The organism is Lacticaseibacillus baoqingensis (assembly GCF_003946165.1).
GTDB lineage: Bacteria > Bacillota > Bacilli > Lactobacillales > Lactobacillaceae > Lacticaseibacillus > Lacticaseibacillus baoqingensis.
The window spans coordinates 75996-88809 of the sequence record NZ_RHOI01000006.1 but is presented as its reverse complement, the minus strand read 5'-3'; the positions used below and the strand labels follow the sequence as shown (position 1 = coordinate 88809).

13 protein-coding genes are annotated in these 12814 nt (G+C 49.9%); 2 read left to right on the top strand and 11 right to left on the bottom strand.

The window, feature by feature from the left end:
* Positions 1-71: 71 nt before the first annotated feature.
* The 5 genes from EKM91_RS14055 to EKM91_RS03820 all read right to left on the bottom strand — a co-directional run bounded on the left by EKM91_RS14055 (position 72) and on the right by EKM91_RS03820 (position 5167).
* A complete protein-coding gene (locus EKM91_RS14055; RefSeq protein WP_125750002.1) occupies positions 72-329 on the bottom strand; it encodes a DUF6171 family protein in 258 nt (85 codons plus the stop codon).
* Positions 322-1776, bottom strand: a complete 1455-nt coding sequence (locus EKM91_RS03835; RefSeq protein WP_125749999.1) for an alpha-N-arabinofuranosidase — start codon at positions 1774-1776, stop codon at positions 322-324. Before EKM91_RS03835 ends, EKM91_RS14055 begins: the two co-directional genes overlap by 8 nt.
* 14 nt (positions 1777-1790) lie before the next feature.
* Positions 1791-2741 (bottom strand): glycoside hydrolase family 43 protein, encoded by a 951-nt coding sequence (locus tag EKM91_RS03830; RefSeq protein WP_125749996.1) that lies wholly within the window; start codon positions 2739-2741, stop codon positions 1791-1793.
* A gap of 181 nt (positions 2742-2922) precedes the next feature.
* The gene (locus tag EKM91_RS03825) at positions 2923-4011 is read right to left on the bottom strand and encodes a GntR family transcriptional regulator (RefSeq protein WP_164508439.1); all 1089 of its coding nucleotides are present in this window, start codon (positions 4009-4011) and stop codon (positions 2923-2925) included.
* 187 nt (positions 4012-4198) lie between these two features.
* The gene (locus tag EKM91_RS03820) at positions 4199-5167 is read right to left on the bottom strand and encodes an aldo/keto reductase family protein (RefSeq protein ID WP_125749990.1); all 969 of its coding nucleotides are present in this window, start codon (positions 5165-5167) and stop codon (positions 4199-4201) included.
* A gap of 102 nt (positions 5168-5269) precedes the next feature.
* Between EKM91_RS03820 and EKM91_RS03815 the strand changes: the two genes are divergently transcribed.
* Complete coding sequence (locus tag EKM91_RS03815) at positions 5270-5719, top strand: MerR family transcriptional regulator (RefSeq protein WP_125749987.1); 450 nt, start codon at positions 5270-5272, stop codon at positions 5717-5719.
* Between the two features lie 76 nt (positions 5720-5795).
* Positions 5796-6515 carry an L-ribulose-5-phosphate 4-epimerase gene (locus tag EKM91_RS03810; RefSeq protein ID WP_125749984.1) on the top strand — a complete coding sequence of 240 codons (720 nt, stop codon included), beginning with the start codon at positions 5796-5798 and terminating at the stop codon, positions 6513-6515.
* A gap of 56 nt (positions 6516-6571) precedes the next feature.
* Here the strand turns inward: EKM91_RS03810 and EKM91_RS03805 are convergent, their stop codons facing one another.
* The 6 genes from EKM91_RS03805 to EKM91_RS03780 all read right to left on the bottom strand — a co-directional run bounded on the left by EKM91_RS03805 (position 6572) and on the right by EKM91_RS03780 (position 12764).
* Positions 6572-7570 carry an aldose epimerase family protein gene (locus EKM91_RS03805; protein WP_164508438.1) on the bottom strand — a complete coding sequence of 333 codons (999 nt, stop codon included), beginning with the start codon at positions 7568-7570 and terminating at the stop codon, positions 6572-6574.
* A gap of 133 nt (positions 7571-7703) precedes the next feature.
* Positions 7704-7949 carry a hypothetical protein gene (locus tag EKM91_RS03800; RefSeq protein ID WP_125749979.1) on the bottom strand — a complete coding sequence of 82 codons (246 nt, stop codon included), beginning with the start codon at positions 7947-7949 and terminating at the stop codon, positions 7704-7706.
* Positions 7950-8272: 323 nt separating this feature from the next.
* Entirely contained in the window at positions 8273-9247 is a 975-nt protein-coding gene (locus EKM91_RS03795; protein WP_125749976.1) for a ribose-phosphate diphosphokinase, read from the bottom strand.
* Between the two features lie 317 nt (positions 9248-9564).
* Positions 9565-10950, bottom strand: coding sequence for a bifunctional UDP-N-acetylglucosamine diphosphorylase/glucosamine-1-phosphate N-acetyltransferase GlmU (gene glmU, locus EKM91_RS03790; RefSeq protein ID WP_125749973.1), 1386 nt, complete (start codon positions 10948-10950; stop codon positions 9565-9567).
* 886 nt (positions 10951-11836) lie between these two features.
* The gene (locus EKM91_RS03785; RefSeq protein ID WP_164508437.1) at positions 11837-12493 is read right to left on the bottom strand and encodes a DUF1648 domain-containing protein; all 657 of its coding nucleotides are present in this window, start codon (positions 12491-12493) and stop codon (positions 11837-11839) included.
* On the bottom strand, positions 12480-12764 hold the full coding sequence (locus EKM91_RS03780) for an autorepressor SdpR family transcription factor (protein ID WP_125749967.1): 285 nt from the start codon (positions 12762-12764) through the stop codon (positions 12480-12482). The genes EKM91_RS03785 and EKM91_RS03780 overlap by 14 nt, the downstream gene beginning before the upstream one ends.
* Between the last annotated feature and the right edge of the window lie 50 nt (positions 12765-12814).

Sequence of the window (12814 nt, the reverse complement as noted above, 5' to 3'; positions counted from 1 at the left end):
TTGCTCATCTTTGTACGTTATTAGTATTACATCTGATTGTAACCGCTGTCAAGAATTTATACGTAACAATTTTAAGATTCTATTTTCGTCCACTTATTGATTGGGCATTTTTTGTTTTTTAAGTTGGTACGAAAGCGAATATAACACCCGCACTCGGTACAAGTTTCGTTATTATTCGCCGGACAACTCTGACAATATTTTAACCGGCGCTCACGTTGCGCTGGCGTCACCAAGTTACGCGGCTCTAAACTTAGCTGCCAAGCGATCGCAGCATCGCGATCCGCATCAGCTGCTTGGGCATCGCAATGCCAACACCTCCGCTTACTCATCGCATAGCACCTTGACCGTGGTCAAGCTCATTGGCGGCAAGCACAGCGACAAGCTCCCTTCTTGAATCTGCATGCTTGTCAAAGGCTGAGGCTGCACGGTATCCGGGTGATCAAAATCATTGTGCGCATCCATTTGTTGACCCATTAACCGTTCACCGCTGACGGTAGTGATCGGCCGAGAAAAGTCTAACTTGACCTCGTCTGCCGCATCCGCGCTAAAGTTGCACAGTGAGGCAAAATATCCGGCTTCAGAATGCGAAACAGAGGCACTTGTGGTGTCGCTTAACGTATCCAAAGTGGCTAATGCAGTCGCTTTTTTGTGCGGGATCAACATCTTAAAAACGTAATAAGTCGGCGTCTTGACCATTTGATTGCCTTCCGTCAAAACCATTGCCTGCAACACGTTGGCGACTTGGGCAATGTTGGCCATCTTCACACGCTTGGCGTGATGTTGGAAAATGTGCAATGTCACTGCCGCGACCATCGCATCGCGGATCGTATTTTGCTGGAATAAAAATCCTGGGTTAGTCCCTGGCTCAACTGCTAGCCAAGAGCCCCACTCATCAACGATTAAGCCGATTCGCTGATCAGGATCATAGCGATCCATGATCGTGCTATGCTTGGTGATCAGCTCATCCATCCGCTGAGCACTGTGCAACAAGCTATACCACTCTGACTCAGGAAACCCTAAAGCTGGGCGCTTGTTTTCCCAAGCAGCTGCTAACGCATAGTGATGCAAACTCAATCCATCCATCAACGGTGCCGCGCGCTGCATCAAAGTCTCCGTCCAGTGATAATCATCGACGTTGGGCCCCGAAGCGATCTTATACACTGGCTGATCAGCCGCGCTATTGGCGACAAAAGTCTGGTAACGCCGGTATAGATCTGCGTAATATTCAGGACGCATATTGCCGCCACAACCCCAGCTTTCGTTGCCTACTCCAAAAAACTTCAATGGCCATGGGTCAGGGTGGCCGTTAGCCCGCCGTCGATCGGCTTGAGGCGACTCACCCGCAAATGTCATATACTCGACCCATGCTGCCATTTCCTGCACGCTGCCGCTGCCGACATTCCCGTTGACATATGCTTCAGCGTTGAGCTGACGCAACAACTCAAAGTACTCATGGGTACCAAAATGATTGTTTTCAACGACGCCACCCCAATTCGTATTGACGATACGTTGTCGTTGATCACGTGGTCCAATACCCGCTTCCCAATGATACGTATCGGCAAAGCAGCCACCAGGCCAGCGCAATACGGGAACATGCAACTCACGCAAAGCTGCAACTACGTCATTACGCAACCCATTAGTGTTAGGAATCTCGGATTTTGTCCCGACCCACAAGCCGCCATAGACACACCGACCCAGATGCTCTGCAAATTGGCCATACAAGTAAGGACTGATCTGTCCTTGTGTACGGGCTCCATCGATCACGATATGCGACATCCTATTGCCTCCTTTTAGTGGTCACCAGGGGCGCCAAATTGTGGAAAGCCCGCAGCATCCCAAGTAAAGGTCTGTGCATACGCATGCCGATCAGGATTATCAAGGGGATCGCCATCGATCCCAGCGTTGTCATACGGCCGGGCGTGATAAACAATCACGTCTTGGCTCCCATCTGGTGTCGTGGTAAAGCTGTTGTGCCCCGGGCCAAACAGGTGATGCTGCGCACTGCTGGCAAATACCGGAGACGCTGCTTTATGCCAAGAAAACCCGTTCAATAAATCCGCACTTGCATCCGCCCATAACAACCCAACGGCGTAATGCTCATCTGTAGCGCTGGCAGAGTAGGTCACAAAAACCTTCCCATTGCGCACCAACACCGCTGGGCCTTCATTGACAGCAAAGCCAATGGTCTCCCAGTCATATTCTGGAATCGACAAAAGGGTTTGCTTCCCTGTCAATGTCCATGGATTAGCCATCTTGCTGAGGTATAAATTGGAATTATTCGGGATCGCAGGTTCCAATTGTGCCCAAAGATAATACAGTTGCTGATTTAGTTCAAATACAGTCGCATCAAGGCTGAAACTTTCTTGGGCGGTTTTAATCTGTCCTTTTTCCAGCCAATCATTCGTCATCGGATCCGCTTGTGCGCATTCAATTACAAACATCCGGTGATGGTGTTGCGCGTCACGCTCAGTCGCACTATCTGACGCGGCAAAGTAGATATACCACTTGCCATTGAGATAATGGATCTCAGGTGCCCAAATCAGTTGACTCATTGGGCCGTCGGTATGCGCATGCCAAACGGTTTTGACTTCACCATCGGCCAAACCGGCCAGCGTCTTGGCTCGCCGCAGTTCGATCGTTTGATATCCAGGAACGGAACCGGTGAAATAATAGTAACCATCCGTATGCAAGTACGCACAAGGATCAGCTCGCTGTGAGACGATCGGTTGCTTTTGATTCATATCGCCACTCCTTTTGTTCGAACAAATATTCGACACTAAAATATGTCTATATGAATATTAAGACAATCATGACTATTCCGCAATCCTAAACTCGAGTCTCACTTTGTGCCCTACTGATCAAAAAGACAGTTTAAACGTCTGATAGGCACAGAAAAAGACGTTCACTAACAGCGTGAACGTCTTATTCTGGTTGATAGTCTTGAACTGAATCGCCGACAACTAACTCTGGGGTATAGATCTTAGACGACTTCGTAAAATCCTTAGCCGGCTCCTTGATCATTTTAAGAATCAGTTTTGCCGCGTCCGTTCCCATCGTCTCTTTAGGGTGATTGACCGACGTGATATGCAAGCCATAGCTGTTAGCCAGTGCTGAATTATCAAATCCGACGATCGACAACTCCTCTGGCACTTGGATCCCCATGGTCTGAGCAATATTATAAGCTAGCACCGCGATCTTGTCGTTATAGCAAACCAGCGCACTTGGACGTTGGGGTTGACTGAAAAACTCACGCAGCCGTTCGCCCATCTTGTCTTCAGCACTGCCAGACTGATATAAGAACGTCGTCGCCGAATTCGGCTGATTAGCTTTTTGCAGCGCATACACAAAACCGTTCATGCGATCGATTCCTTGCTGATCATCTGTCTTGAAGATTCCTAAGATCCGTTGATGGTGGTGCTGCAAAATATAGTCTGTTGCCATGCGGCCTCCAGCAAAATCATCCATGACAAATGACGGTGCCTCTAAACTGCGAAACTTCGAATTCATGGTCACAATCGGGATGCGTAAATTCTGCAATTGCTGATACAGCGGTTCGTTTTTAATAGCGAAAGCGCTGCGGCTGGGCTCAACGATCAATCCATCAATTGCCGTATGCATCAGCTTGTTTAAATTATCCGCTTCAGCCGCTTCACTGTTGCCAGTACTGCTCAGCATCAAGGAGACTGACTGTGCACTTAACTCCCGCTCGATCCCCGAGATGATCGCCGGAAAAATATAGTCATTGATGTGTGTTGCCATCACCGCAACTGATTTCATCCCACTGGTGTTGACAGGATGACGTTTTTCAGCTACATAGGTACCCCCACCTTGGATCCGATAAACAAATCCATCAGTCTCCAGATCCGCCAGCGCTTTACGCACGGTGTGCCGGCTAACATTAAATTGTGTCATTAAGTCAGCTTCTGTTGGCAACTTGTCATTCCCGGCATACTGACCAGACGTGATCCAGCGGCGGATGGCGTCCGTCACCGTTTGATATTTCTTTTCCATCCGCATTCTCCCAAGTTTTTTTATACGGATAAATTTTACCGCTCTCAGCGGTAAAATTCAACCAAAGTACTGTGACAATCCTTCGGTAGCAGGCTTCTAAAAATTGTTACATGGCGCGTGTGGCCTATGCCAATAGCCCCTTTTTTGTCTGTCTCAGCAGCCCAACAAATCATTATTGGGGAACAAATCATCCGACTTGACGGTGAAATTTTTTGAAGCCAAACAGTTCATCAATGGCTTGCACTTCTTTTGCCGATAAACTCACTGACAGTGCCTGCAAATTGCTTAACAACTGTGCCGGCTTGCTGGCGCCTGTGATCAAGCTGGATACCCGCTGATCCCGTAAAGCCCATGCTAAACTGTAAGTGGCTAGGCTCACCCCGGCCGCCTTGGCCATTTGGGTCAATTCCGCGACTTTGTCCAGATTCTCAAGCGTTAACAAGGCTTGGATCTGATTTTGATAAGTGGCTCGCGACCCGGCTGGAATCGGTTGACCTTTTTGATACTTACCGCTCAATAACCCTTGCGCCAATGGGGAAAAACATACGACACCCCAGCCATGGGCGGCACAGACATCAAGCAATTCGTGTTCGATGTAGCGATCAAACATATTGTATTGAGGCTGAACAACACTCAATGGATGCAGTCCGCGGGCTTGAATGATCAACTTCGCTTCCAATAATTGTACCGGAGTCCATTCACTCACGCCATAATACAAGATCTTACCTTGATCGACGAGGTCGCTTAAGGCCGTCAAAGTCTCTGCCAGCGGGGTTTGCGGATCAAAACGATGGCAGAAATAGAGATCCAAATAATCAGTTTGCAAATTTTTCAATGATCGCTCGATTGAGCTCATAATATGTTTCCGTGACAGCCCTCGATCATTGGTCCCTTCGCCCATCGGGAAAAAGACCTTACTCGACATGACCAGTTCATCCCGTGGAAAATCTGCCAAAGAACGCCCTAAAAAGCGCTCTGCCGCCCCGCCGCTATATGCATCTGCACAATCAAAAAAATTGACCCCTTGCTCATACGCAACGACTACACTTTGGCGCGCTAGATCTTGTTTTTCTGCACTACTGACGTCTGTCATCCAGCTGCCTAACGCGATTTCACTCACGCGCAGCCCTTGTTTGCCTAATTGTCGATAACGCATTGCCATCATCCCTTCAAAAATTGTCCGTATCAACTGTTCTTGACAAAGATACTACTTCAAGTTAGCTTGAAGTAAAGCGCTATCAAGGAGGTTTTTGGCAAAATGCAAACCTATTCGTTAAAAACCGTCGCTGCACGCTACCATCTAGCGCCTTCGACCCTACGTTATTATGAAGATATTGGCCTATTACGGCATGTCCCGCGCCGGAGCAATCATCGCTACTACACGGATCAGCACTTAGGACGCCTAGACGCGATCACATGTTTTAAACAAACTGGCATGACGCTAGAAGAGATTCAGACTTTTTTCCATTACGAAGACTCAGGCGAAGATCTGGATGCAATCTTGGCGCTGCTCCAACACCACGCCAGCTCGCTAGCGGCGCAGATCCACGCCTTGCAGCTTAACCAGGCACACATCCAGCGAAAACTTTGCTTCTACCAAGATATTGCAGCTGCCCATGCCAAAGGGTTGCCTGATCCAGATTGGGATGATTACCCGCTGAGTCGTTTTTTTGCGCCAACCACAACTGAAACGACCCAGATCAGTTGACTTGTACGCACAATTAACTTAAAATTCGAAATTGTAAGGGCATCCATTTTTTACAATCTATCGGAGGGTGATCATTGTGCTAGAAGCGTTAAAAAAAGAAGTCTATGATGCGAACATGCAATTGCCAAAACTCGACCTCGTGACCTTTACTTGGGGGAATGTCAGCGGCATTGACCGGGAAAAAGGCCTATTTGTCATCAAGCCGTCTGGCGTTGATTACGATCAACTGACGCCAGCTGATATGGTCGTTGTGAATCTGAAAGGCGAAGTTGTTGAAGGCAAGCTCAATCCCTCCAGCGATACGCCGACACATACGGTGTTGTATAATGCCTTCCCTGACATTGGCGGGATCGTACATACCCATTCTCCTTGGGCAGTTTCGTTTGCCTCCGCAGAAATGGATATTCCTAACTTGAATACAACGGCCGCGGATACTTTTTACGGCGATATCCCTGTTTCTGAAGCGTTGACCAAAGCACAAATCGAAACCGCCTATGAAGATGAAACTGGCAACGCGATCGTTAAAACTTTTGCCGACCGCGGGATCGACCACAATGCTGTGCCAGCTGTGCTGGTTGCGCAACACGGCCCGTTTGCTTGGGGCGCAACGCCGGCTAAAGCCGTTTACAATGCCAAAGTCATGGAAGTCGTCGCTGAGATCGATTACCACGCCTTGACGCTTAGTCATCGCGACAGTCATGTACCGCAATACTTACTGGACAAGCACTATTACCGCAAGCATGGCAAAAATGCGTACTACGGGCAAAACAATCCTAAGAGCAACGCCCATAAATAATCAAAAACACCTGTACGTCTGGATTGACGTGCAGGTGTTTTTGATAAGTCCTTCCTTCAATAATCAAAGTGGTACTTGATCTGTTCATGACGCGGTTGTTCAGGCACCAAGGAAATGTCTCCATACCGGGGATCGGAAACTGCGCTTGACGCCGTCTGCGCTTCCATGGCGATCCCGATGTATGGCCGCGATGTTTTGGCGCCAAAGTTCAATTCATCACCAAAGGCATTGGCGGTGAACACCACTAATGCGTTGCGGCTGGAATACATGGTCACGCTGCGCGGCCCTTGAGTGAGCTTAGCAATTGGCATATCTGGCGTATGCGGTGTGAGCAAAAAGATGTCATCATAGCCTTTTTCAACGGTGGTTTGCATGATCGCCAAGGCATCTGCGAGGTTCGTCGGCCGAGCAAAATCAAAGCCGCTATGCGCATTGGCCAGCAATTCACCAGTAGGAACTTTGTTGGCTTGCACTTCAAAATGCTGACTGCTGTTGATGGTTAGTTGATGGTTTTGGATCGTGTCGTCGCCGGGATTCAAGTTCCAATACGCATGATTGGTCGGGTTGAATAAAGTCGGCTGATCTGTGGCAGCCTCAAAATCGATCAAAACATCATCGCTGGGCGTTAACGTGTAGGTCACTTTGACGTCAATGTTGCCGGGAAAGCCGTCTTCTGCGCTGGTAATGTGGCGCGTAAACACCAAACGGTCTGCTTGCGCTTGCGCCTGCCACATCAAGGTACTAAACCCGTGCGGGCCGCCATGAAGCGTCGTGGTCCCTTCATTAGCCGGTAAGGCTTGGGCATATTTGCCAGCGCCGATGCGGCCAGCCACTCGCCCGATGGTCTTGCCATGGTAGCTGCCTAGATCCGCGTAACCGCTGATGTCTGGCGAGGTCAGTAACAAATTTTGCCAGCCGCTGGCGATGGGCACTTCTAACTTGAGCCAAGTCGCCCCATAATCCAGGCACGTTAACCGCACCCCATGCGCATTGGTCAGCGTATATGCCGTGACCGCTTGGCCGCGAACCGTTCCGAACGCTTGTGTTTCAACCAAAATCATTCCTCCTTTGCCATCTGTGATGGTCGTCTTAGCCCAAATTTTAGTAGACTGACGACTTATTTGCAATCGGTTTCATAAATTTGTTCCGTACAAAAACAGCAGGCGAAACTCGCCTGCTGTTTAGTCATTAGCGGTGGTCGACCACAACATAGACCACCCGCTGTTTAGCGGTATCCAAGGTGGTCGGCGTCGGGGCCGGCGTGCCTGCCGCTAAGGTCGCGGTGATCGCTTGCCCACAAGCTCGAGCAGTGCCGACGATTGTTGGGCCGCTGATCTGTAAATTCGTAAAATCTGGACTGGTAAAGGTGAACCGGTGTGCTGGATCTTGCACATCTTCTGCAACAAGCATCGGGTACGTCAAAAACTGGAACATTGATTGCCTCCCATAGTCTGTGCCATCATCATCTTCTTTACCATAAGCCTTACGCCGCCTGAATGAAAGGGATTTCTTGGTCCTTTAGCATTTAAACGCAAAAAAGCCGCCATGGGGTTGGCGGCCAAAAAGGGTTGGTTTTACTTTGGAGGAGTAAAAATGAAAAAGTGGGGTAGAAAGCTGGGGTAGTTGCTTTCTATGTTGTTTATATTACCGGTGGCTTGTGAAGAAAGTTTGATGATCTCAAGACTGTTTAGGTAACATCATATGCGCAAAAAAACACCGCTGAAGGGTTTTCAGCGGTGTGGTCTCGGTCATGCCGGTTATTTCTTGAAGCGGTTTTCGAATAATGGGGAAACCGGCTTGTTTTCTTGGATCCGGGTAATCGCGCGCCCGATCAGCGGACCAACCGATACTTGGACCAGCTTGTCGAGCTTTTTGTCTTCAGCGAGTTGGATGGAGTCCGTCACAACGACTTGTTCGATCACAGAATTTTCCAGGCGTTCAACCGCCGGGCCTGAGAAGATCGCATGCGTTGCGGCCACTAAGACTTCAGTGGCGCCGGCATTTTTCAATGCGGCAGCCGCTAAGGTGATGGTGCCTGCAGTGTCGATCATATCGTCGATGATGATGCAATGCTTGCCATCGACTTGGCCGACGATGTTCATGACTTCAGCAACATTCGGCCGCGGGCGGCGCTTGTCGATGATCGCGATCGGCGCCTTCAAGAATTCTGCCAGCTTACGCGCGCGCGTCACGCCGCCATGATCAGGCGAAACCACGACAGTATCTTCACCGGTATATTCATTGCGCAAGAAGTAATCGGCTAATAACGGGGCCCCCATCAGGTGATCGACTGGAATATCGAAGAACCCTTGGATCTGCGCGGCATGCAAGTCCAATGCCAAAACCCGCGTTGCACCGGCACGTTCTAGCATGTTGGCCACTAACTTAGCAGTGATCGGTTCGCGACTGCGCGCTTTGCGATCTTGCCGGGCGTAGCCATAATAAGGCATCACGACACTGATCGTATGGGCGCTGGCCCGCTTCAGGGCATCGATCATGATCAAGAGTTCCATCAAGTTGTCATTCACTGGTGCGGAGGTCGATTGCACGAGATAGATATCATCCCCACGAATACTCTCTTCGATGTTGATTTGAATTTCTCCATCGCTGAAACGCTTGACAGATGACTTACCTAATTCGACACCGACTTCGGCCGCGATCTTTTCAGCAAGCGGCTTGTTCGAATTCAAGGCAAAAATCTTCAACTTTGGATCGGCATAATGCTCTGGCATGGTTTCCTCCACCTGATTTAATTTGTGCACATCACAACTGTGAGCGGTAAAGCCGAACGTTACCCGGTTTCCGCGAACTCACACAGCACCAAGTATATCAAAAAGTTTCGGCTGTGGGGAATTATTTCCGTATGTAAGCGCGTGAAAATGAGATTTCTATTTATGAAAACCATCATTGGTCCCGAAATTGCTAGGTTTTTGCTGGGTCGCCCAAAATTTGTGCCGCTTTGACCCCATATGGACAAACCAAAGCGGTGCCAATATCTCCTCAAAATACGAGCAGGCACTGGCACCGCTGATTAAACAAAGCTGCTGAATCAGTTCCAGTCAGGATCATTAGCGATCGGCAGCCGCTTCCAGAAGTCTTCCTTGTTCGTCTGGCGTGAACGTGCGATCCCCATGGCGTGGAACGGGACATCTTTAGTGATCGTCGAACCAGCAGCCACAAACGAGTGATCGGCCAAATTAACTGGGGCGACGATATTGGCATTAGAACCGATGAAACTCTTATCCCCGACGTTGGAGTGGAACTTTTTGACGCCATCATAGTTCACAAACACGACGCCGCAACCGACATTGATATCTGCTCCTAACGTCGCATCCCCGACATAGCTGAGATGGCCGAGTTTGGTGCGGGCGCCTAGAGTCGCTTTTTTCACTTCGCAGAAATTACCAATGTGGACCTCTTCGCCAATATCAGATTGCGGGCGCAAGTGCGAGTTCGGGCCAATATTAGAACCTTTGCGCATGATCGAATCTTCAATAGTGGAGCTGGTGATCCGCACGCCGTCTTCAATCGTCGCATTGATCAGCTCAGAATGTGTGCCGACCACGCAATTCGAACCGATCGTCGTCTTGCCCTTCAAATACACGCCAGGCTCGATCACGGTGTCATTGCCGATCACCACATCCGCATCGATATAAGTCGTTGCCGGATCGATCATGGTCACCCCATTGCGCATGTGAGCTTCATTGATCCGCCGTTGCATGACCTTTGTCGCTGCAGCCAAAGCCACGCGGTCATTGACCCCCATTGATTCGGTGAAATCTGCCATTTGATATGCGCCGACGACTGCCCCTTGGGCCTTTAAGATCTCGATGACATCTGGCAAATAATATTCTCCTTGTGCGTTATCGTTGCCAACTTGATGCAAGGCCGCAAATAAGCTCTGATTATCAAAGCAATACACCCCAGTATTGATCTCGGCCACTTGGGCTTCTGCTGGGGTGGCATCTTTTTGTTCGACGATTTTTTGCACGGAGCCATCTGCATTGCGGATCACGCGGCCGTAGCCAAACGGATCCGGCGCAACAGCCGTCAGCACCGTTGCTTTGGCGCCTTGGGCTTCATGATAAGCAAAAAGCTTCTCAAACGTCTCAGCGGTAAACAGCGGCGTGTCGCCAGATGCGATCAGCGTCATCCCCGCTTGGTCGCCTAACAGCGGTTCTGCTTGTAACACGGCGTGGCCAGTGCCTAGCTGCTCAGCTTGGACCACAAACTGTGTCCGGTTGCCTAATGCTTTTTCGACTGCTTGTGCGCCGTGACCGACAACCGTCACCACCGCGTCTTGATCTGTTTTTTCCACTTGGGTCAAAACGTGATCGACCATCGGCTTGCCGCAAACTGGATGCAACACCTTATATAAACTAGACTTCATCCGCGTGCCCTTACCAGCCGCAAGAATAATCGTAAACTTCTTCATGACAAATCTCCTTGAATGGTTTCTTCCATGATACCACAGCCTACCCCTGACGACTTAGGCGCTCGAACTGCCAGACGCTGGCAAGCTTGGAGTTGATCACAAGCGGTATGCAAATAAGAAAAAAGGCGCATGTATATTGCCGTTATATCATTGGTGTCATGATAATGGTTATGCAGCCAACGTTTATTATTGGTATCATAGCAAATTTGCTTTAATCATTGCCAAATAGCTATCATTTTTCGTTATTGGTATATCTTAGAAAAATATCCAAAAAATCTCAAAATTTATTCTTTACATTATCGGCAAAGCGTGGTATCTTAATCGAACGATCATGTGGCTGGGTATGGTGGTGCGCACTCCATAAGTTTTCCCAGACATCAACAGTGGGGCAGCCAGCCGGGGCAACCTGGGCCTCACACACGCTAAGAGATAAATCCCGAAGATGGCCTGGAAAGACTCGGGCACGGGCGAGACACTGGCGTACCACCCTTAAAGCGGGCTCAAACCTGCCAAGAAGTCAAAACGGCCAAGCCCTGAGCGCAAACTCAGGCATCGTATCCCAACAAACCGCGGTCCGGCAACCGCGCCTTGCCCTGCAAGGAATCGCCCGAGACACGTCAGCACACACTGGACGTGTCTTTGTCGTGAGAGCGTGAACCAAGGCGCTTTTAGGGGTGTGTGGGTAAGGCAGCCTGGTCGGGTGCGGCGCAGCCGTGCCAAGGCCAGGCTGCCTTACCCGCGGCCCGTTGCCTTGGTGAGCGCGTTTATGGGAGAGCGTGACGAATCGCGGTTTTAGGTGAGTGTCTCAAGCAGCGTGGCGGGTTTCGGCGCAGCCGGAGCACGGCGCGATGTTTGAGACGCCTCACCGTTGCGATTAGAAGCGCGTTTAGTGTGAGCGGGTCGTCCAAACATAACTCAGCGGCATCACCACAATAATTGCGGCGATGACCAGCGCCAACGCAACGACTGAAGCCACTGTCGGCAAGAACAAACTCCCCAACAGCAAGATCCCGCCGGCTACCATGACGTATCCTAAGACCCGCATTGTCTTTAACGTACCTGCTTGATTGGTCACTTGCCACGGCACATTAAAGCCGATGCCGGTCCAGCCTTGGCGAGCTGCAGTTGTCGGCACCGTGGGCAAGTAATTGCCCATGAGGATGAATACTGCACCGACGACAGCAATTGCCCACAAGCGAATGTTGACTGCCTGACCTTGCGCATAGCGGATCGTCACCACATACATAACAATGGTCACGATTGGAATGATCCACGCAGTAATCCGTTCAAAGCGCGGTGCGCTTTGGCCGTGACTGCTGGCCCAGTAGGTGCTGCCAACGGTGATCAAATGGATCACCAGCATGATCAGCGGTATTCCGTAAATGACGCCGGCTTTGGGCATCCATCCATTCGGTTGATTATCCATGCCCCAATGTATCACCATGGTCGCTGGTAGTGAATCGTATTGGCTCACCCCGTAGCCCATGGTGGCTAAAATCACGGCACTGGTAATTGCTAATACGAGCCATTTATTTTTTGTCATGAGGAGTTCCTCCAATTCCGAGACTGTAGATCCAGCTAAGCACCTCTTCAAACACACTGGCATTCAAGTCGTAGTAGATAAAATTCTTCTCTCGCCGTTCCGTGATCAAATGCGCCTGTTTGAGCAGTTTCAGATGGTAGGATACCGTCGCCGGGGTCAGCTCAAATTGGGCGGCGATTTCCCCTGCCGGCTTTGATTGGTCTTTCAGCAAGTTTAAGATCTGACGCCGCACTGGATCAGAAATGGCTTTTAACGTGTCGCTCATTGCCATTTGCTGGCCTCCATTCTATTTTGAATATTTTCTAATTAGATGGTAGCGCC